The organism is Streptomyces gossypii (assembly GCF_025165795.1).
Lineage (GTDB): Bacteria > Actinomycetota > Actinomycetes > Streptomycetales > Streptomycetaceae > Streptomyces > Streptomyces gossypii.
Genome location: NZ_JAJAGO010000021.1, coordinates 45749 through 65363, shown reverse-complemented (window position 1 = coordinate 65363; position 19615 = coordinate 45749). Strand labels below are relative to the sequence as shown.

Below are 19615 nucleotides of genomic sequence, written 5' to 3'. Positions count from 1 at the left end.
TCGCGGACCGCACCGCGAAGACACCGGCCTGGAATGACGTGCCTTGGGTCAGGCGACGTTGGTGGTGCAGGCGCCGCAGGTCTCGCCGCAGCCGTCGTCCGTCAGGTTGATCAGACCGGCAGTGTCGGCCACCTCCAGCAGAGCGACATCCAGTTCGAAGCCGTCGGTCGGCTTCGACTGCGGGTGAGCTTGCGTGGTACCCGGAGCATTGCTGAGTGTCATGTCAACTCCTATGACTCGTAGGGTTGTTACGGACATACACCGCGCGCCTCTGGTGACGCCAGGCGCACGGCGGGGGTGTGGGACCCCTGCATCCGGTTGGCCCGTTGCTTTGCCAGCCGGATGCGCAGACACCACACTCAGGTGCTACGTCGAAGCCAGTCGTGGTCGCTGCCATGCCACGGGCACGCCGCACGGAGAAAAGGCCAGTCACTATCGCCGTTGCGCGGTTCTCCTCTGTGAGCGCGAAGCCCTTCGTCTCGGCGCTCATTCCCACCGCCGAGGTAGGAAGCGCACTTCCTTTCCGCCCCGAGTGGTGTCCTGCACCACCTGGTAGCCGGGGGCCAGCATCTCCAGCAGTTCGATGCCGCGACCGAACGTGGAGTCGACTGCGTGGGCGCGTCGGTGCGGCAACTCCGGTGCCTCGTCCCAGACTTCGATCCACAAGTCGGGGCAGACCACTACGACGTACTTCTCTCCCTTGCCGTGGACCACGGCGTTCGTCACCACCTCGCTCACCAGGAGTGCACATACGTCCACCACCTCCTTTGAGGCGTCGAAGTCGGCGTAGACGCTCGTGACCCAACTACGCGCCATGGGCACGGTGTTGGCCTCGCGGTCGAATTCTCTCGCCGCTGAGGTCTGGCCTGGCTTGTCGGTCGTGCGCATGGCAGCCTCCAGCGCGCGGCTACGGCCAGCCACGCATGACGATCACACACCGCAACGTGTATCGGTCGGTGCGTGATGATGAGTGTGGTGCGTACGCATCTGCGTACGCAACCCCGTTCTCCGGATTACCCTCGAAAGTGCCGTCACCGTGCGTGCTCGCGCTACGCTGCACGTGACTGGTCAGGGGCAGAGGGAGGAAGCCGTGGGAGTGAACCTGGCGGCTGCGGCTGCCCGCACCCGCTTCGGCAAGGCGCTGCGAGCCGCTCGTGAGGCCAGTAGCGTCACAGGCAAGAAGGTGCAGCAGATCGACGTCGCGCGGGCGCTCAAGCAGAAGTCGTACAACCGGTACTCCCGCCTGGAGCGTGGGCTTAGCTGGCCGACCGATGCGGAATGGCCCATCATCTGCCGGACCCTGTCCATGGACGAAGTTACGCAGGCGACCCTCTCTGCCATGCGTAGTGAAGGCATGGCCATCACGGGAGCGTGGTGGGACGCATTCAGGGGCGTCGTATCCGACTCGCTGATCAAGTTTGTGGCGCACGAGGACGCTGCGACCAAGATGACGACGTTGGCAGGCAACGTTCTGCCCGGACTCATCCAGACTCCGGCTTACGCGCAGTCCCAGGTGCTGCCGTTCTCTGGGACCGTGATGACGCGGGACGACGCCGGCCGTTCAGCGTCGATGCGGTCTCAGCGTCGAAAGATCTTCGACAAGGAGCCGGCTCCTCAGGTTGAGGCCATTTTCTCCGAGGGTGCCCTGGCGCAGATGGTTGGTGGGCCAACCGTCATGCTCGAACAACTCGATGCCCTGGCCGAGGATGGTCGTTCGGGGCGAGTGCAGTTCCGCATCATCCCGTTCACAGCGCCTACGACCCTGACCTACATGTTCACCTTGCTGGAATTCGCGGGTGAGGGTGGGAGTCCCGTCGTCGCTTTCGATCAGATGACTGGGATGGACTTCAAGGACAAGCCTGGGGAGGTCCGAGAGATCCGCGTTGCGGTGGACTCCCTCCGGAGCGTGGCGCTGGATGAGATGTCCTCGCTAGAGCTGATCGCCAGCAAGCGAAAAGAGACAGCACGTGACTGACAAGATCAAGACCCTCGAAGCCCTGCTGGCCGCAGACCTCTCAGAGGCTGAGTGGACCAAGTCCACCTTCTCCGGAGGGAGTCCCAATGACTGCTTGGAGGTGACCCGAGTCAAGGGACTGGGCTATGTACTGCGGCACTCCGTCCTGAAGGATCGGATAATTCCTCTCACGGACTCGGAGTACGACGCCTACTGCAGGGGAGTTCAGGACAACCAGCCGGGCCTCATACCTGGCGAATGAGAAGAGCACCTGGGGTGCTCAACGGGCATTTGCCTGACGCTGAGTTCCGCGTGCTCACTCTCATTGAGTAGCCCTGCTGCCTCCCCGCCCTCGGCGGAGGCAGCGGAACTTCGCCGTGGGCTGGTCTGCGAACAGGTCTGATATCTCAATGTTTTCGGTCCACCGTGACCGACTGGTTCTCCGTCGGCATGGGCGTCGGCGTGGACAAGGCAGCATCAGGGGACTGCGGCCGTGTCCAATGCCAGGTCGGCGACGACCGCGGTGTGGTCTGAGGGCCATGCCTCACCGACGGGAGCATCGCCGGCGCGTCGCACTGAGCAGACACGTCCGAGGCCATCGGGACCGGGCAGTCCGACATGGATGTAGTCGCATCGCACGTTCGGTTCGAAGGTGCGGGCGGCGAGAGGGTTCGCCGCGTCCCAGGTGGCTGACGGCGCCGCCGGATCGGCGTATTCCCAGGCGTCGATGAGGACCTGACCGGCGACGGCGGGTGCGGTCTTGTAGCCGCCGAGCAGACGCATCTCGTCCGAGTCCGGCCAGGCGTTGTAGTCCCCGGTGACCACCGGGGGAAAGGATCCCGCGCTGCGGCGGGCTGCTACGAACTCGGCCAGGACGGCGACCTGCCGGGCATCGCACCGCCGACTCGTGGACGGCGTGGTTCAGGTGTGTGGTGAAGAACGGCACCCGCTGCCCGGGGGCGTCCAGCAGTGCGTGCAGGGCGAGCCGTCCGTCGTCCTGCCCGCCTGCCGACGGCAGCCGCACGACGTCACGGCCCACGATGGGCCACTTGCTCAACACCGCGTTACCGATACCGACCGTGGAATCCCCGATGCGCTTCTGCCACCGCTCCGGCGTGTCCGACGCGGCCCAGGTCCAGTGCATGCCGAGCCGCTCGGCCAGCCACGCAGCGAGGTTCTCCTCACCACGGGCCCACACCTCCTGCAAGCCGACCACATCGGGCCGCAGACCGTCGAGGACCGACAGGATCGCCTCCCGCCGCTGCTCCCACGGCCCGAACCGCCACCACAGATTCCACGTCACCACACGCATCCGCAATTCCCCTCTTCCATGAAGCCGCCAGCATGCCGGGGCGTGATCCGCAGGGAAAGGAAGCAACTGGATCTCGTCTCGTTCCCGCCTCTTGATGACCGGCGCCGATTGCTGACCAGGGGCGCACCCGGAGCACCGGAAGCGGATCGGGCAGGCAGGTGCGCACGGGCATTGCGGGCACACGCCAACGCCGCCAGGATGAATGCACTTACCCGCGAGTAGCTGGGATGGTGCACCGTGCCCGCGCCCGTACCCCCGCCCCCACCGGAAGAGCCCCGCACCCTCGTCTCCCAGGCCCGTGCCCTCGCCGCGGGCGAGGTGACCTCGCGCGCCCTCACCGAGCGTGCCCTCGCCCGCATCGACGCCGCACAGCCCGCGCTCAACGCCTTCCGTGTGGTGCGCCACGAGGCCGCCCTCGCCGAGGCGGACGCCGCCGACCTGCGGCTCGCGGCGGGCGAGCGGGCGCCGCTGCTCGGGGTGCCGGTAGCGGTCAAGGACGACACGGACGTTGCCGGTGAGCCCACCGCGTTCGGCTGCCCCGGCGACTTCCCGCGCCGCACGGCGGACGCCGAGGCGGTGCGGCGGCTGCGTACGGCCGGGGCGGTCATCGTCGGCAAGGCGAACACCCCGGAGCTGGGCCAGTGGCCGTTCACCGAGGGCCCCGCCTTCGGCGAGACCCGCAATCCGTGGGCGCGCGGGCACACGCCGGGCGGCTCGTCCGGCGGTTCGGCGGCGGCTGTGGCGGCCGGGCTGGTCGCGGGGGCGCTCGGCTCGGACGGCGCGGGCTCCGTACGGATACCGTCGGCCTGGACTCATCTGGTCGGTATCAAGCCGCAGCGCGGCCGCATCTCCAGCTGGCCGGATGCCGAGGCGTTCCACGGCATCACGGTGCACGGCACGCTCGCCCGTACGGTCGCCGACGCGGCGCTGCTGCTGGCCGCCGCGAGCGGCAGCGCGGCGGGTGATCTGCATCGTCCGCCGCCGGTGGACGTGGCGGCGGCGGCGGGCCGTGATCCGGGGCGGCTGCGTGTCGCGCTGTCCTTCCGGATGGCCTTCACCGGCACCCCGAAGACGCTGGCCCCGGTCGTACGGGCGAAGGTCACCGCGCTCGCGGAGCGGCTGGCGGGGCTGGGGCACGAGGTGGCGGAGGCCGATCCGGCGTACGGGATGGTGGGTCTGAGCTTCGTGCCGCGCGCCACGGCGGGTGTGCGGGAGTGGACGCGGCGGGTGCCCGACCGTGCGCTGCTGGATGTCCGGACGCGGGGCGCCGCGCGTACGGGTGGGCTGCTCGGCGGCCCGGTGCTGCGGCTGGCGCGGGGCGCGGAGGCGCCGCTGCGGCGGCGGGTGGGTGCGCTCTTCCGCCGGTACGACGTGCTGCTGGTGCCGACCACGGCGACTCCGCCGCCGCGGATCGGTGACCTGGCCCGCCTCTCCCCGTGGCAGACGGACCGGGCGATGATCGCGCACTGCCCGTACGCCTGGCCGTGGAACGTGCTGGGCTGGCCGGGCGTCAACGTCCCGGCGGGCTTCACCCGATCCGGGCTACCGCTGGGCGCCCAGCTGCTCGGACCGGCGGGCAGTGAGCCGCTGCTGATCTCGCTGGCAGCCCAGCTGGAGGCTGACCAGCGCTGGTTCACGCGCTGGCCGGAAGCTTCGGCGGAGCGTCTCTGAGCGCGTGCGGGTGCTTCGCCGACCGCCGGAAGGCGCGGTAAGCGACTGCGGTACGCGTGATCAACAGCGCTATCGTATGACGTTTTCTGCTCACCTCTTGAATAGGTACTACCTGTGGGCGTAACTTCCGTCGGACGTCCGGTTCAGGCCATCGGTATGGAGAGTGCGTATGGAAGCGATAGAGCCGGTCTACGGCACGGCCACACTGTTGTCGATCGCCGCGGGTGCCGTGGTGCTGCTGCTGTTCCTGATCATGAAGGTGAAGCTGCACGCCTTCGTATCGCTCGTGCTGGTCAGCGTGGTGACCGCCATCGCGGTCGGCTTCCCCCTCGCTGACATCCCCGATGTGCTGATGTTCGGCTTCGCCGACACGCTCGGCTCGGTGGCCCTGCTCGTCGCCTTCGGCGTGATGCTCGGCCGGCTGCTGGAGGTTACCGGCGGCGCCCAGGTGCTGGCCGACACGCTCATCACCCGCTTCGGGGAACACCGGGCGCCGCTCGCGCTCGGCGTGGCCGCGCTGCTCTTCGGCTTCCCGATCTTCTTCGACGCCGGGCTCGTGGTCTTCCTGCCGATCATCCTGACCGTCGCCAGACGGTTCGGCGGGTCGCTGATCTTCTACGCGTTCCCGGCGGCCGGAGCCTTCGCGGCGATGCACGCGATCGTTCCCCCGCACCCGGGGCCGGTCGCGGCGGCCGAGCAGCTGGGCGGCGACATCGGGGTCACGCTGCTGGTGGGCCTCCCGATCGCGGTGGTGGCCTGGTATGTGGGCGTGTATCTGGTCTCCCGCTTCCTGGGTGCCCGGGTGGACGTGCCGGTGGCCAACGTCGTCTTCGGTGAGGCACGGGACGAACTCGGCCGCACCCCGGAGGCGGCGGAATCCGCCGAGAAGGGTGGAGCCGCAACCAAGGGCGGAGCCGCAACGAAGGGCGGAGCCGCAACGAAGGGCGGAGCAGCCAAGAAGGGCGGCGGCGCCCCCACCGCTCCGGCCCTCGGTGAGAGCCCGCCCGAGTTCCTGACCGTCCTGCTCCTGCTGCTCATCCCGCTGCTCCTGATCTCCGGCGACACCGTGCTGGACACGCTGGTCACGGCCGGAGCGCTGGAGGAGGGCCAGGGCTGGGTCTCCTTCTTCGGCCTGCTGGGCGCGACGCCGGTGGCGCTGATGATCACCGTCATCGTGGCGATCCTCGTGCTGGGGCGCCCCCGTACCTCGATGGCGGGCGTACAGAAGATCATCGACGAGGCTCTGGGGCCGATCTGCACGATCATCCTGATCACGGGCGCGGGCGGCATGTTCGGCGGTGTGCTGGAGCTCAGCGGCATCGGCAGCGCGCTCAGCTCCTCGCTCTCGGACCTGGGGATCTCGCTGATCCTGCAGGCGTTCATCATCGCCACGCTGCTGCGGGTCGCGCAGGGCTCGGCGACGGTGGCGCTGACGACGACCGGCGGACTGATCGCCGCCGCGGCGAACGAAGCCCAGCTGGGCGACTTCAAGATCGCGCTCCTGGTGGTGGCCATCGCCGCCGGTGCCACGGTGCTCTCGCATGTGAACGACTCGGGCTTCTGGCTGGTCAGCAGGTTCTTCGGGATGGACGAGAAGACCACCCTGAAGACCTGGACGGTCATGGAGACGACACTCGGGCTCTCCGCGTTCGTCCTCGCACTGGGGCTGTGGGCGGTTGTCTGACCAGGGCCGCCCTTTCCGTCCCCAGGGGCGGCCCTCCCGTGCACCCCTGCCCCCGCCCCGGGGCGGGGGTGCACCCCTGCCCGAGTACCGCGTGAAGCCGCGGGCGCAGCGTCAGGGCGCGAGTACGTCCAGCTCCGCCATCGCGCCGACGGCGATGCGCCGGGTCAGCTCCTCGGCACGCGGCGCATCGCCCTCCCGTACGGCCTCGGCGACCTGGACGTGCAGGGTGACCGCGGGCGGGTCGGGGTCGCTGAACATGACCTGGTGCTCGGTGCGTCCGGTGAGCACGGCGGCGACCACATCGCCCAGCCGTGCGAACATCTCGTTGCCCGAGGCGCGCAGCACCACGCGGTGGAAGGCGATGTCGTGCACCAGATAGGCGTCAAGCTGCTGGCCGCGAGAGGTGGCGACCATGCCGAGCGCGTGCTCGGTCAGCTCGGCGCACTGCCCGGCGGTCGCATGCTCGGCGGCGAGCCGGGCGGCCACCGGTTCGACGGCGGAGCGCAGCATGGTCAGTGAACGCAGCTGGCGGGGCCGTCCCTCACCCTGGAGGCGCCAGGTGATCACCTGGGGGTCGAAGACGTTCCACTCCTCGGTGGGGCGCACCGTCACGCCGACCCGGCGCCGCGACTCGACGAGGTTCATGGATTCGAGCACCCGTATCGCCTCGCGCATGACGGTCCGTGAGACCTGGAAGTGCGCCTCCAGTTCGTCGGTGCGCAGCACGCTCCCCGGGGGGTACTCGCCCCCGGTGATGGCGGGCCCGAGGGACGCGAGCACCTTCCCGTGCAGACCCCGCCGCTGAGTTTCCATGTCCTCAGCCTACGGGGGCGGCCCGAATCAGTAGCAGCATTATGTATTACTTTTCTACTACCTCATGTTAAATACATCGTACGTATATCCGCCTGGCGGTTCAGCCGGTGGAGGAGAGAGCAGAGGGGTGAGGATGTCCGCTAGCCGGGTCGTTGTCGTGATGGGAGTTGCCGGTACGGGCAAGACCACCGTCGGACGTCTGCTCGCCGCCGAACTGGGCGTTCCGTACGCCGAGGCCGACGCGTTCCATCCGCCGGCCAACATCGCCAAGATGACGGCCGGTACCCCGCTCGACGACGCGGACCGCGCGCCGTGGCTGGACGCCATCGGCGACTGGGCAGAGCGCCACGCCTCCGGCGGCGTGGTGAGCTGCTCGGCGCTCAAGCGCGCCTATCGCGACCGGCTCCGTGCCGCCGCGCCCGAGCTGTTCTTCCTGCACCTCACCGGGCCGCGTGGGCTGATCGCCGAACGCCTGGCCGCCCGGCGCGACCACTTCATGCCCAGCGCCCTGCTGGATTCGCAGTACGCGACGCTGGAGCGGCTGGAACCGGACGAGCAGGGGGCCGAGGTGTCCGTCGAGGCCGAACCGCACACCCTGGCCGCCGCCGCACTGGAGGTCCTGCCGCCGCTCAGCGCGTGAACTCGCGTTTCAGCCAGGGCGTCATCCGCTGCTCCACCAGCCGGTGCAGCAGCCAGGCGAGTACGAGCAGCCCGCCGATCGTCAGCGGCAGCACAGCCCAGGCGGGCATCCCGAACCCCCGGTGCAGGAACCGCACGACGACCCAGCCCAGATGCTCGTGCACCAGATAGAACGGGTAGGTGAGGGCGCCCGCGACGGTCAGCCAGCCCCAGTTCGCCCACTGGAGCCTGCCCAGTGCGATCGCGCCCACCACCGCATAGCCGAGGGTGACGATGGCGATGATGCCCGCCGAGCTGCGGTAGGCGAAGCCCGCTTCCTCCACCGGGCGCCACAGGTTCGCCACCGCGTAGTGCTGGCCGATCAGCCAGCTGGCCACCACCAGTCCCCAGGCCGTCGCGTCGTGCCCGAATCTGTGGATCAGATACAGGCCCATCCCGCCGATGAACAGCGGCGCGTACTCCGGCATCACCACCAGCTCCAGCGGCGGCCAGTCCGCCGCCTCCCCGACCACTGCCGTGATCAGCCACGCACCCGAGAAGATCACCACCCGGCGCCGGGTGACGCCGGGGAAGACGACGAACACCAGGAAGAGCACGTAGAAGCGCATCTCGACCCAGAGCGTCCAGCACACCCCCAGCACCCGCTCCGCGCCCAGCGGCTGCTGGAGCATCGTCATGTTCACCAGCAGGTCGCTGGGAGTCACCGTCTCGAAGACCACCCAGGGCAGTCCGAACACCAGTGCCACCAGCAGCACGGCCGCCCAGTAGGCGGGCAGCAGCCGGGAGACCCGGGAGGCGACGAAGGCACGCGGGCCGCGCCCCCAGGCGCTCATGCAGATCACGAAACCGCTGATGATGAAGAAGATGTGCACGCCCAGCGGGCCGTACGCGAACAGCTTGTGCAGCGACGGGAACTGCTGCGCGGGCGAGCTGCCCCAGGCCACCGATATCTCGCCGTTCCGCCCGCCCAGATGGTAGAAGGCCACCATCAGCGCGGCCACCAGGCGCAGCCCGTCCAGCGCGCGCAGCCGTTTGTGCGCCGGGCGGGCCGCCGCGGCGGACTCGGCGGCGGCGTCACCGGACGTGGCCTCCGGCAGCGGGCCGGGGTTCGGCGACGGGAGGCTCGGCCGCGCCTGAGGCGGAGCGCTCACCGGCGCGCACCGCGCTTGATCGCCCGCGCCCGGCGCGCCACCCGGCGTACCACGGGGTTGCGCGGCAGGAATGCCAGTTGCGAGGGCACGGCACCCGGCAGCGCCAGCGCCGTCAGCCTGCGCCGCTTGAAGTAGCGCCAGGTGTGGTCCGTGAGCTTGCCCGACAGATAGCGCTCGGCGTCCGCCCGCAGCGCCGGATAGATCTGCGCCTGCATGCAGAAGCCCACCGTCCGTACGAGCTCGGTGATCTCCTCGGTGACCCGCCCGGCCTCCGCGGGGCTCCAGGACTCGACGGCCGCCGGGTCCCCGATGTCCGGCAGCAGCGCGTCGATGAGGGTGACCGGAATCCGGTTGCTGTTCTGGTACGGGGTCAGCCGCTCCAGCAGCTGGCCGGTGCCGCTGCGGGCCACGGGCAGGCCGTACAGGGCGGCGGCGGTCATCAGCGCGGTGGAGAAGCAGCCGACGACGAGCGCCGGGCGCAGCTGTCCGTACAGCACCTCCGCGAGGACCGGGGTGTCCAGCACCGTCAGCTCGACACCCAGCTCACCCGCCTCCTTTTCCAGCGCCCGCGAGAAGCGGGCGGGGGCGACAGGGTGCGGCTTGAAAACCACCCGGCGGTGGCCGAGTGCGGCGGCGCCGCGCAGCATCCGTACGTGCAGCTGCTCCTCCTCCTCGCCGGTGAGGATGTTCAGCGCGGAGAGGTACTGGCCCAGCAGCAGCACCGGGCGGGCGCCCACCGTGGCGGTCAGGGCGGGCGGCGCGTCCTTCGCCAGTTCGGCCAGCACGGCGGTGAACGCCTCGGTGGGCACCACCTCCGCCGCCACATTGAACTCGGTGAGCAGCAGCGGGCGCAGCCCCGGCAGCAGGTCCAGGTGCAGCACCCGCCGCACCCGGGTGCCGACCAGCGGGTCGAGTTTGTTGCGGGTCGGGCCGTAGCTCATCAGGCCGTCGGCGTAGACGTCGACGGGGGATTCGGGGAACAGCTGGGTCAGCGCCAGCGCCGGGTTGACCTGGAGGGACTCGACGACCAGCTCCACCGTGTCCTGGTGCGGCTCACCCAGCCCCCACAGCAGCCGCAGATGCCGCTCCCACAGCGGCACGTCGTCCGCGCGTGGAGACCAGCCGGCGGGGTGGAAGGGGCGGATCGCGTCGTTCCAGGACAGCACCCGGTCGAAGCGTCCGCGCAGCCGCTCGAAGCCCGCCATGCGGTCCAGCGGCGTTGTCGTCTCGGGGGTGGCCGCGTTGTTGGTCACCAGCAGCAGACGCCGGTCGGCTGGCTCGAAGGAGCCCGCGTCCAGCGCGGCGGCCAGCGTGGCGGCGCCGTACAGGGTGGAGGCGAGGAAGATCTGTGTACGCATCAGGCAGCGGTCTCCCCGGCTGACGTGGGGCGTCGGCGCAGCCGCCGGAGCTTGGACGCACGCTGTACGTCCATCGAGTCCAGCGCCGCGGTCAGCACGTCGGAGGGCATCCTCCGCAGCGCGCCGGCGCTCATGGCGCGCAGTCTGCGTGCCACTTGCGGTTCGAACCTTCCGCTGTTCAGGTGATGGGAGATGATCGCGCAGTAGGTGCGTACGGCCTTCGGCAGCAGCACGTCGGCCGCCCGGTCCCGCGAGGTCTCCTCGATCACCTGGTCGAACGCCCGGATGAAGTCCAGTTGCCGCACGTCGCCGATCTGGGTCAGCGACGAGGCGACACCGCGCCGGTAGAAGACGCCCAGCAGGCCGACGACCGCGAAGGACTTCGCCTCCCGGTGCAGCCGCCAGATCCACGGCCGGTCCTCCGCTGTGCGCAGTCCGTCGGTGAAGTGCAGCAGCCCCTCGTCCAGCAGCCTGCGGTGGTAGATGCCCGCCCAGGCGTAGGCGTAGTCGACGGAGGTGGTGCGGTCGGGGGGCAGGATCGCGTCGCGCGGGTCGAGGGAGACGCCGCGGCGGCCGTGCGGGACGCGGGCGAGCGTGCGGGCCCGGGAGGTGCACTGCACGTGGTCCGTGCGCACGAAATCGCAGCCCAGCGACTCGATGCTGTCCACCAGTTCACGGTAGTAGCCGGGCGCCAGCCAGTCGTCTCCGTCGAGAAAGGTGAGGAATTCGCCGCCGGCCGCGTCAAGACCCGTGTTGCGGGCCGTCGCGAGTCCGGCGTTCTTCTCGTGCCGCACGAACACGGCTCCGGGGATTTCGCGTTCCGCGCGCTCCAGAATCTCCGGGGTTCCGTCTGTCGAACAGTCGTCGACGAGGATGAATTCGAAATCCGCCCGGGTGTTGAGCCGGAGACTTCTCAGAGTGTCCGGGGCGTACGACTGCACGTTGTAGAACGGCACGATGACGGAGAGCTTGACCACCCGCGTGACATTAGGCCGCCGCCCGGCATTCGTCTTGACCTGCGGTGTACCCAGAGGTGAACGACGGATGGCGGAATGGTGAACCAGCGTCTTTCCAGGGCGGGTTGGCCGTACGTCGATCCGCTGTTAACCGTCTGTTGTAGTGCCGTTGGGCCGAGAAACGAAATGCCTTCCTAGCGTCTGGGACGTGCCCCCTCGTACCTCTCATTCCTCTCCCCCTTCCGCCGTGCGGATCGCCGTACTCGCCGATTCCGACACCCGGTGGAAATGGGGCGCGCTCACCGCGCGCCGCCTCGTACCCGAAGCCCGGATCGACGGCCTGCTGCTGCGCGGACGCGCCACACCGACCCCCCGGCAGCTCGCGGAGGTCGGAGTCGAGGTCGACGCGGTGCGCGAGGTCACGGGAGCGCAGTTCGTCCGCGCGACGGGCGACCGCACCTCGTACGACGTGGTGGTGCTCGCCTGTGTCGGCGGAGCCGTACAGGCGATGCTGCACGGCCTGGCCGCCCACGCCAGGTCCGTACAGGCAGGGCCCGCGCAGGAGGCGGGCGAGGTGGCTGCCGGGGTCTCCCGGCCGGTGTTCGTCACCGGATACGTGGGGATCGTCTACGAGAAGCTGGCCGACGGCCTGCTGCTGCGGCACGGCGCCGACCTGGTCCTCGCCAACTCCCGCCACGACGCGGAGCGGTTCCGCGAGGTCTACCAGGGTGTGGGCACGACGGCCGACAGCGTCATCGAATGCGCCCTGCCCTTCCTCGACGGGTCGGCTGCCGCCGGGGCGAGCACCCACGCGCCACCACCCCGGACCAGCCCTCGTCCGGTCGGGGGGCCGGACGAAGCCCCGCCGGGCACGGTGGGCGCCGCCGCCCCGGCGGAGGCTGTCGCGGACTCGGCGGAGCCGGGCCCCGACGCCGCGTCAGCGGATGGCCCGGTGCCGGGCGCCGACGGGGCCGTCCCGTCCGGCCGGGCGGACGCCGCGCCGCCGGGCCGCGCGGGCGCGCCGGCGTCGGAGCCCCCCGCCGCCCACGCCGGTTCAGGGGCGGGCGGGCGTGCGTTCACCGTCGTGTTCGCCGTGCAGCCCTCCGTGCCGGACAACCGCACCGACCGCGCCTACCTGCTGCGCCGCGCCGTCGAGCACGCCCGCCTGCACCCCGCCCGTGAGGTGCTGATCAAGCTGCGCAGCAGGCCGGGCGAGCACACCACGCACATCGAGGAGGAGCCGTACCAGAAGCTCGCCTCCCGGCTGCCCGGCGGGCTGCCGCCCAACTGCCGCCTCGTCTATGGCCATATGGGTGAGGTCCTGGACCGCAGCGACCTGCTCGTGACGGTCAGCTCCACCGCCGCGCTCGAATCCCTGCACCGCTCCGTGCCGACCGCCGTGCTCACCGACCTCGGAGTGCGCGAGGCGCTCGGGAACCACCACTTCCTCGGCTCCGGCTGCCTCGTCTCCTGGGACGAGCTGGACGCCGGGCTGCTGCCCAGCGCCGACCCGGAGTGGACGGCCCGCCAGGGCGTCTGCCCCGCCGACAGCCCCGCCGGCGCCGACGGCCGCACCGCGTACGAATCCGCGTTCGACGCCGCCCGCGACCGGGTCGCCGAACTCGTCACCCGCGCCGAACGGGACGGCCTGCCGCTGCCGAGCCCGTACTACACGCCCACCACCGCGCCGGGCTATCTGCCGCGCGTACTCGCCCGGTACGGCCTGCAGCGCGACGGCACCCCGCTCCCCGGCACGGCGGAGCTGGACGAGGAGGACTCCGGGGTCCGCAGGGCCGTACGCAACGCCGTCCGCGAGGCCGCGCGCGGCGCGTACCGCCACGGCGTGCAGCGCGTCGCCCCGGTCATCCGCCGGATGGGGGAGCTGTGAGCACCCCCGGGCACGGGCCCGCCCCCACCGCCGCCGTCACCGCAGCCGTCACCGCAGCCGTGACCGCAGCCGCAGAGCAGCAGGCCGAACCGGCCACGAAGGGAATCACGATGGCCAACCCGGAGCACCCGGAGCAGACGGCCCCGTCCGGCACCGTGCCCGCACCCGTCCCCGCCGGAGCGCGGGAGGGCACGGTCGGTGCGCCGCGGCGCGTACTCGCCGTGATCCCGGCGCGCGGCGGCTCCAAGGGCGTGCCCGCGAAGAACCTCGCCGAGGTCGGCGGGGCACCCCTGGTCGCCCGCGCGGTGGCCGCCGCCCTGGCCGCACCGCTCGTCACCCATGTGGCCGTCTCCACCGACGACGCCCGGATCGCCCAGGTGGCTCGCGGCGCGGGCGCCGAGGTCATCGAACGGCCGGACGACATCGCCGGCGACCTGGCCACCAGCGAGGCGGCCGTACTGCACGCGATGGACACGCACGAGGCACGCCACGGGCACTCGATCGACGTGGTGCTGCTGGTGCAGTGCACCAGCCCGTTCCTCGGCGCGGACGACATCGAGGGGGTCACCTCGGCCGTCGTGACGGACGGCGCGGACAGCGCGCTCACCGTCGCCCCCTTCCACGGCTTCGTCTGGCGCGACGGCGAGCCGACGAGCCAGCCGGGCGACGGCATAGGCACCGGTGCGGGCAGCGAGGCCGCGGGCGGCGACGGCGTCAACCACGACAAGTCCTTCCGCCCGCGCCGCCAGGACCGCCCGCAGGACTACCTGGAGACCGGCGCCGCCTACGCGATGGACGCGTCCGGATTCCGCAAGGCCGGGCACCGCTTCTTCGGCCGCACCGAGCTGGTCCGTACGGACCCGGCGCGGGTGCTGGAGATCGACGACCCGCACGACCTCGCCCGCGCCCGCGCCCTCGCACCGCTGTTGGGGCCGGTCCCGGGCTTCGCGCCGGGCCCGCGGCGTCTGGCGCGCCCCGCCCGTCCCTCGCGGGACGAGATCGACGCGGTCGTACTCGACTTCGACGGCACCCAGACCGACGACAGGGTGCTCGTCGACTCCGAAGGACGGGAACTCGTCGCCGTGCACCGCGGCGACGGCCTCGGCATCGCCGCGCTGCGCCGCGACGAGCTGAAGCTCCTGATCCTGTCCTCGGAGAAGAACCCGGTCGTCGCCGCACGGGCCGACAAGCTCAAAGTCCCCGTGCTGCATGGCATCGACCGGAAAGACCTCGCGCTGAAGCAGTGGTGCGAGGAGCAGGGCATCGCGCCGGAGCGCGTGCTCTACGTCGGCAACGACGTGAACGACCTGCCGTGCTTCGGCCTGGTCGGCTGGCCCGTCGCGGTCGCCAACGCGCATGACGTCGTACGTGACGCAGCCCGCGCGGTCACCTCCGCACCTGGTGGTGCGGGAGCGATCCGCGAGATCGCCTCGTGGATTCTCGGCCCCTCCCTCTAGCAGAAAGAACCCCTCTCCTCATGACTTCCAGCCACCGCCTCCGGACCCTGGGCGACAAGACAGCAGGTCCCGGCCAGCCCGTATACGTCACCGGTGAGATCGGCATCAACCACAACGGCGAGCTCGACAACGCCTTCGCGCTGATCGACTCCGCCGTGGAAGCCGGCTGCGACGCCGTCAAGTTCCAGAAGCGCACCCCGGAGATCTGCACCCCGCGCGACCAGTGGGACATCGAGCGCGACACCCCCTGGGGCCGGATGACCTACATCGACTACCGCCACCGCGTGGAGTTCGACGAGGACGACTACCGCAAGATCGACGAGTACTGCCGCGAGCGCGGCATCCACTGGTTCGCCTCCCCGTGGGACACCGAGGCCGTCGCCTTCCTGGAGAAGTTCGACCTCCCCGCCCACAAGGTGGCCTCCGCCTCGCTCACCGACGACGAGCTGCTCCGCGCCATGCGGGGGACCGGCCGTACCGTGATCCTCTCCACCGGCATGTCCACCCCGAAGCAGATCCGCCACGCGGTCGAGGTGCTCGGCAGCGAGAACATCCTGCTCTGCCACGCCACTTCGACCTACCCGGCCAAGGCCGAGGAGCTCAACCTGCGGATGATCCACACCCTGCAGGCCGAGTTCCCGAACGTGCCGATCGGCTACAGCGGCCACGAGACCGGTCTCCAGACCACCCTCGCCGCCGTCGCCCTGGGCGCCGCCTTCGTCGAACGGCACATCACCCTCGACCGCGCCATGTGGGGCTCCGACCAGGCCGCCTCCGTCGAGCCGCAGGGTCTGCAGCGCCTCGTCCGCGACATCCGCACCATCGAGGAGTCGCTCGGCGACGGCGTCAAGAAGGTCTACGACAGCGAGCTGTCGCCCATGAAGAAGCTGCGCCGGGTCAAGGGCGTCGTCGCCGAGGCGGCGGAGGCCGGCGCGGAGTCGGTCTCCGAGCGCGAGCCCGCAGCGGTCTGAGCGGACCGGCAGAGTTGAGCCATCCCAGACCCCCGGAGCCGGACCCGGATTCGGCCACACCGCGCCCTGGTGCGCGCGGTGCGCGCCGTGCCGGGTCCGCCCGGGGGGCCGCCGGTGCGGCCGGTACCGCCGCAGCACCTGCGGCAGGGGCGGGGGCGGCGGCGCGCACCCTCGCCTTCGTCGAGAGCCCCGTACAGCTGCTGAACCTGCTGGAATGGGCGTACGTGGACGCGGCCCGCTCGGGGGCGCCGCGCAGGCCCGTACGGCCCGGCGGCGGCACCGCGCCCGGCTGGCGGAGCGGGCCGCCGTCCGTACCCGAGTGCGAGTCCCCACCCGAACCACCGGTACGGGCCGGGGACATGGCCCAGGGACCGTCCGCCGGTCCCGCCCGGCCGGGGGAGGGGACCTCCGCGCTCACCATCGTCGTGCTGCCCCCGCACGACCCGATGACGCGCGGACAGCTTCGGCGGATGGCCGAACTCGCCCGCGACGACGGGCACACCGTCCAGTGGTCCGAGGCGCGCGGAGGTGCGTCCGCGCCGGTCAAGACCATCGCCGGACTCACCCGCCCGCTGCGCCGCGCCGACCGGATCGTGATCGGCGATCCCTTCTCCCGCTATGTGCAGTTGCTGCTCAACCTCACCCCCGCACCCGATGTCGTCGTCGTCGACGACGGCACCGCCACCATGGAGTTCGTCTCCCAGCTGGCAAGCGGCGAACGCCTCACCCGCTGGCACCGCAAGGGCGCGGGCGGCCCGCGCGCCGCGCTGTTCGCCCCCGTGTCCAAGCGGGCGCGCACCCGCCTCACCCCCGCCGAGGGGCGCCGGGTCGAGATCTTCAGCTCGATGCCCGTGGACGAGGCGGTCGCCGGACTCGGCGTCACCGTCACGGCGAACGACTTCGCCTGGACCCGCTCCCGCTTCGGCCCGCCCCGCCTCACCAAGGGCACCGACCTCGTCGGCACCTCGCTGGTGGAGACCGGCGTCGTCGACACCGAGCGCTACCTCGAAGCGGTGGGCCAACTCGCCCGTACGCACGGCGCGGTCCGCTACTTCGCCCACCGGCGGGAGAGCGCCGAGAAGCTGCACCGCGTCTCCACGGAGGCCGGGCTGGAGGTCGTCCGGCCGGACCTCCCGCTGGAACTCGTCGCCCGGCGCGGCCCCATCGGCCGTACGATCCTCAGCTTCCCCTCCACCGTCGTCCACACCCTGCCGCTGGCGCTGCGCGGCACCGGCGTGCGCGTCGTCGTCTGCGACGTGGACCCGGCCTGGCTCACCGAGGGCGCCTCCCCTCGCGCCCAGGGCTTCCTCTCCGGCGTCACCGGCACCGCCCGCTCCGCCCACCGCCTCTGAGCCGCCCCGGCCCATCGGGTTGATCTTCATCGGTCGACGTTCCGGCCATCCAACCGGTCCGATGGTGGGGAAGGCGTCGACCGATGAAGATCAGCTACTGGAATCCGCCCACGGCGGCCTTGGAGGAGTTCGACGCCCCGTCAGCTGACGGGCTCGGTGCGCTGTCTACGGCGGAGCTTGTCGCAGGCGGCACAGACTGGCCTACCGCCCAGGTCATCACCGCTGCCCGGCCCAGCCTGGAGTTCCCCCAGGGCCTCACCATCGTCACGAGCGGCCCCGCACGTCACGACGGGGCGGGCGTGCGCGTCTTCGCCCTGGGAGCGGACAGACCCTAGCCGGGCTTGCGGGAGAGCCGCTGCCGTACGGCGCGCAGCAGGGTCGTGGCCGGGCCTGGGCGGGTGGGTGGCGGTGGGGGAGAGGGTAGCGGCAGTGTCCAGGCGCGGTCGGCGATCGTCAGGCGCAGCGAGACCCGCCAGGGTCCGGCGCCCCGGTCGGGGAGGGGGAGGCGTGCGGTGAAACGGCCGTCGTCCCGGACCTCCACGGGCCCCTGACGCGCGCCCGCGCTTTCGGCGTCCGGCGACGCGTGCAGGGTCAACGCGCCGGGTGGGAACCAGGCGAGCGTGCAGTGGCCCGTCACGGCGAGCACCGGGCTGCGCTCGCCGGGTGCCCAGCCGGTCTCGTCCACCTGAAGCTGGGACGGCACTTGGTGCTTGCCTTCCCCGACGTCCAGGCTGAGATTGCCGTGCGGTGTGGTGAAGTACGCCGTGACCGCCAGGCCGTGCGCGGGGGTCCGTACGAGCTGGGTGAGCGGCTGTCCGTCCCCGGCCTCCGGCCCGCGCTCGGCGCCGAACCGGACGCGTTTGACGACGCCTTGGGCGCCCACGTCCAGATACAGATCCCACAGCCCGTCCGGCAGCGGCTTCCCCTCGGCTGCCCGCACCGGGTCGAGCGTGACCTCGAAGCCCGCCTCCGCGTCCGCTTCCACCGGCGTGACCGGCGTGACCGGCGTGACTGGCAGCCGGTACTCCGTGGTGCCGCCCCGCTCGCGCAGCACCAGTGCCGTGTCCACACCGTCGGTGCTGAGCCGCCGCAGGGACGCGTGCCCGGTGATGCGGTAGGTACCGTCCACCGCCGTGCAGGAGTCGAGGCGGTGGTGGGCGCGTAACTCGCGGGTGATGTCGTAGAGATGGTCCGGCAGTGCGCGGGCGGGGTCGCGGAAGTAGGGGTAGCGGGCGTAGACCCGGCCGTCCTCGGTCACCGTGGTCAGCCGTTCCGTCGGCCCCGCCTCCGTCGGCTCCGCCAGCTCCGTGGCCGCACCGGCGCCGGCATCCGCGCTCAACGCGCGCCCGTACCGCAGGACTTCGAGCAGTTCATCGGCCATCCCGCGCAGCACCAGGCCGCACTGCAGCCGGTCGAGGGCGGGCATCCGTGCGGCCACACCTTCGCCATACCAGGGGGCGAGCACCTCCCGCAGCGCTTCCACCGCCCGTACCTGGTCGGCCCGTCGGGGCTCCAGCGCCAGTTGGGCGAGGGCGTTGCGCAGGTCGATGGTGAAGTGCCGGAGGAGTAGCAGGTCACGGCCCGGTCCGGGCTCGGTCTCCTCGGCGATCAGCGCGAACATCGCCGCCAGCACGCGCAGTCGGTACTCCGTACCGCGCGCCAGCCGGGTGATGTTGCCCCCGTCGTCCCGGGCAACCCAGTAGAGGCAGTCGTAGTCCGCGACGACGGATATCGCCTCGGCCCGCAAGTAGGCGGTCGCCGTGAAGGGCTGGTCCTCGCCGATGACGAGATCCGTACGGAAGCGGAGCCCGTGCCGCTCGATCAGCTCTCGCCGGAAGAGTTTCATCGGGTTGAGCGACCAGTAGACCCGGGAGTCGAAGACGCTGGTACGGCTCTCGCTCCGCTTGAACATCGAGCGCGGCGCGTGTCGGCCCCCGACACCGACGACCCGGCCCAGCACCACGTCCGAACGGTTGGTGTCGGCGGTCCCGGCCAGCCGCTCCAGGGCCTCGGCGCCGAGATGGTCGTCGGCGTCCAGGAAGAACACGTAGCGGCCGGTGGCCAGTTCCAGCCCGGCGTTGCGCGGCGCCGACGGGCCGCCGGAGTTCTCCTGGTGGACGACGCGCACCAGCCCGGCGTACGCCTCGGCGAACCGGTCGAGTTCGGCGCCGCTGCCGTCGGTGGAACCGTCGTCCACCGCGATGATCTCCATCCGCGCGTGCCCGATGCTCTGACCGACGGCGGAGTCGAGGCAACGGGTCAGATACGGCATCGCGTTGTACGCGCCGACGATGACGCTGACGTCCGGGGGCGGCGGTCCAGGCAAGTGGCGGTGCTCCGATCCGGTGCGGGCAACCGGTGTGCCGGTCGCCCCTCATTTCCGTTCTTCCCGTTATTCCGGACCGACCC

Annotated in this window: 17 protein-coding genes and 1 pseudogene; 10 read left to right on the top strand and 8 right to left on the bottom strand. The window is 71.1% G+C overall.

Annotation, left to right across the window (positions count from 1 at the left end; translation table 11 throughout):
- Positions 1–48 precede the first annotated feature (48 nt).
- Positions 49–222 carry an FxLD family lanthipeptide gene (locus LHJ74_RS32140; protein ID WP_260221827.1) on the bottom strand — a complete coding sequence of 58 codons (174 nt, stop codon included), beginning with the start codon at positions 220–222 and terminating at the stop codon, positions 49–51.
- A gap of 264 nt (positions 223–486) precedes the next feature.
- Positions 487–888: an ATP-binding protein gene (locus LHJ74_RS32135; protein ID WP_260221826.1), complete on the bottom strand. Its 402-nt coding sequence runs from the start codon at positions 886–888 to the stop codon at positions 487–489.
- A 202-nt stretch (positions 889–1090) separates the two neighbouring features.
- Here LHJ74_RS32135 and LHJ74_RS32130 point away from each other — a divergent pair, with 202 nt between their 5' ends.
- Positions 1091–1975, top strand: a complete 885-nt coding sequence (locus LHJ74_RS32130) for a DUF5753 domain-containing protein (RefSeq protein ID WP_260221825.1) — start codon at positions 1091–1093, stop codon at positions 1973–1975.
- Complete coding sequence (locus LHJ74_RS32125) at positions 1968–2216, top strand: DUF397 domain-containing protein (protein ID WP_260221824.1); 249 nt, start codon at positions 1968–1970, stop codon at positions 2214–2216. The genes LHJ74_RS32130 and LHJ74_RS32125 overlap by 8 nt, the downstream gene beginning before the upstream one ends.
- A gap of 215 nt (positions 2217–2431) precedes the next feature.
- Here the strand turns inward: LHJ74_RS32125 and LHJ74_RS32120 are convergent.
- Positions 2432–3266, bottom strand: a pseudogene (locus LHJ74_RS32120) (endonuclease/exonuclease/phosphatase family protein).
- 237 nt (positions 3267–3503) lie between these two features.
- Between LHJ74_RS32120 and LHJ74_RS32115 the strand changes: the two are divergent.
- Both LHJ74_RS32115 and LHJ74_RS32110 read left to right on the top strand, forming a co-directional pair.
- Positions 3504–4937 carry an amidase gene (locus tag LHJ74_RS32115; protein WP_260221823.1) on the top strand — a complete coding sequence of 478 codons (1434 nt, stop codon included), beginning with the start codon at positions 3504–3506 and terminating at the stop codon, positions 4935–4937.
- A gap of 169 nt (positions 4938–5106) precedes the next feature.
- Positions 5107–6621: a GntP family permease gene (locus LHJ74_RS32110; RefSeq protein ID WP_260221822.1), complete on the top strand. Its 1515-nt coding sequence runs from the start codon at positions 5107–5109 to the stop codon at positions 6619–6621.
- Positions 6622–6732: 111 nt separating this feature from the next.
- On the opposite strand, the gene LHJ74_RS32105 is transcribed toward LHJ74_RS32110, so the two are convergent.
- The gene (locus tag LHJ74_RS32105) at positions 6733–7434 is read right to left on the bottom strand and encodes a FadR/GntR family transcriptional regulator (RefSeq protein WP_260221821.1); all 702 of its coding nucleotides are present in this window, start codon (positions 7432–7434) and stop codon (positions 6733–6735) included.
- Between the two features lie 133 nt (positions 7435–7567).
- Between LHJ74_RS32105 and LHJ74_RS32100 the strand changes: the two genes are divergently transcribed.
- Positions 7568–8074 (top strand): gluconokinase, encoded by a 507-nt coding sequence (locus tag LHJ74_RS32100; protein ID WP_260221877.1) that lies wholly within the window; start codon positions 7568–7570, stop codon positions 8072–8074.
- Here the strand turns inward: LHJ74_RS32100 and LHJ74_RS32095 are convergent.
- Genes LHJ74_RS32095 through LHJ74_RS32085 form a run of 3 tightly spaced genes read right to left on the bottom strand, consistent with a single transcriptional unit; the run spans position 8064 to position 11559 of the window.
- The gene (locus LHJ74_RS32095; protein ID WP_260221820.1) at positions 8064–9224 is read right to left on the bottom strand and encodes an acyltransferase family protein; all 1161 of its coding nucleotides are present in this window, start codon (positions 9222–9224) and stop codon (positions 8064–8066) included. The genes LHJ74_RS32100 and LHJ74_RS32095 overlap by 11 nt on opposite strands.
- Positions 9221–10582 (bottom strand): polysialyltransferase family glycosyltransferase, encoded by a 1362-nt coding sequence (locus LHJ74_RS32090; RefSeq protein ID WP_260221819.1) that lies wholly within the window; start codon positions 10580–10582, stop codon positions 9221–9223. The genes LHJ74_RS32095 and LHJ74_RS32090 overlap by 4 nt, the downstream gene beginning before the upstream one ends.
- Positions 10582–11559: a glycosyltransferase family 2 protein gene (locus tag LHJ74_RS32085; RefSeq protein ID WP_260221818.1), complete on the bottom strand. Its 978-nt coding sequence runs from the start codon at positions 11557–11559 to the stop codon at positions 10582–10584. The genes LHJ74_RS32090 and LHJ74_RS32085 overlap by 1 nt, the downstream gene beginning before the upstream one ends.
- A gap of 187 nt (positions 11560–11746) precedes the next feature.
- On the opposite strand from LHJ74_RS32085, the gene LHJ74_RS32080 reads away from it, so the two are divergent.
- The 5 genes from LHJ74_RS32080 to LHJ74_RS32060 all read left to right on the top strand — a co-directional run bounded on the left by LHJ74_RS32080 (position 11747) and on the right by LHJ74_RS32060 (position 17541).
- Entirely contained in the window at positions 11747–13426 is a 1680-nt protein-coding gene (locus LHJ74_RS32080) for a DUF6716 putative glycosyltransferase (protein WP_260221817.1), read from the top strand.
- A gap of 110 nt (positions 13427–13536) precedes the next feature.
- Positions 13537–14883 carry a cytidylyltransferase domain-containing protein gene (locus LHJ74_RS32075; RefSeq protein ID WP_375546885.1) on the top strand — a complete coding sequence of 449 codons (1347 nt, stop codon included), beginning with the start codon at positions 13537–13539 and terminating at the stop codon, positions 14881–14883.
- 20 nt (positions 14884–14903) lie between these two features.
- On the top strand, positions 14904–15854 hold the full coding sequence (locus tag LHJ74_RS32070; RefSeq protein ID WP_260221815.1) for an N-acetylneuraminate synthase family protein: 951 nt from the start codon (positions 14904–14906) through the stop codon (positions 15852–15854).
- A 14-nt stretch (positions 15855–15868) separates the two neighbouring features.
- Positions 15869–17206 carry a hypothetical protein gene (locus LHJ74_RS32065; RefSeq protein ID WP_446033495.1) on the top strand — a complete coding sequence of 446 codons (1338 nt, stop codon included), beginning with the start codon at positions 15869–15871 and terminating at the stop codon, positions 17204–17206.
- Between the two features lie 83 nt (positions 17207–17289).
- Positions 17290–17541, top strand: coding sequence for a hypothetical protein (locus tag LHJ74_RS32060; RefSeq protein WP_260221814.1), 252 nt, complete (start codon positions 17290–17292; stop codon positions 17539–17541).
- On the opposite strand, the gene LHJ74_RS32055 is transcribed toward LHJ74_RS32060, so the two are convergent.
- Positions 17538–19532, bottom strand: a complete 1995-nt coding sequence (locus LHJ74_RS32055) for a glycosyltransferase family 2 protein (RefSeq protein WP_260221813.1) — start codon at positions 19530–19532, stop codon at positions 17538–17540. The two genes, LHJ74_RS32060 and LHJ74_RS32055, sit on opposite strands and share 4 nt — an antisense overlap.
- Positions 19533–19615: the final 83 nt, after the last annotated feature.

What these genes read in the sequence shown, in the direction of transcription:
- LHJ74_RS32105 (WP_260221821.1), bottom strand. Translation starts at nt 7,434, where the DNA reads ATGGAAACTCAGCGGCGGGGTCTGCACGGGAAGGTGCTCGCGTCCCTC.
- LHJ74_RS32070 (WP_260221815.1), top strand. Translation starts at nt 14,904, where the DNA reads ATGACTTCCAGCCACCGCCTCCGGACCCTGGGCGACAAGACAGCAGGT.
- LHJ74_RS32110 (WP_260221822.1), top strand. Translation starts at nt 5,107, where the DNA reads ATGGAAGCGATAGAGCCGGTCTACGGCACGGCCACACTGTTGTCGATC.
- LHJ74_RS32100 (WP_260221877.1), top strand. Translation starts at nt 7,568, where the DNA reads ATGTCCGCTAGCCGGGTCGTTGTCGTGATGGGAGTTGCCGGTACGGGC.
- LHJ74_RS32140 (WP_260221827.1), bottom strand. Translation starts at nt 222, where the DNA reads ATGACACTCAGCAATGCTCCGGGTACCACGCAAGCTCACCCGCAGTCG.
- LHJ74_RS32060 (WP_260221814.1), top strand. Translation starts at nt 17,290, where the DNA reads ATGAAGATCAGCTACTGGAATCCGCCCACGGCGGCCTTGGAGGAGTTC.
- LHJ74_RS32075 (WP_375546885.1), top strand. Translation starts at nt 13,537, where the DNA reads ATGGCCAACCCGGAGCACCCGGAGCAGACGGCCCCGTCCGGCACCGTG.
- LHJ74_RS32135 (WP_260221826.1), bottom strand. Translation starts at nt 888, where the DNA reads ATGCGCACGACCGACAAGCCAGGCCAGACCTCAGCGGCGAGAGAATTC.
- LHJ74_RS32090 (WP_260221819.1), bottom strand. Translation starts at nt 10,582, where the DNA reads ATGCGTACACAGATCTTCCTCGCCTCCACCCTGTACGGCGCCGCCACG.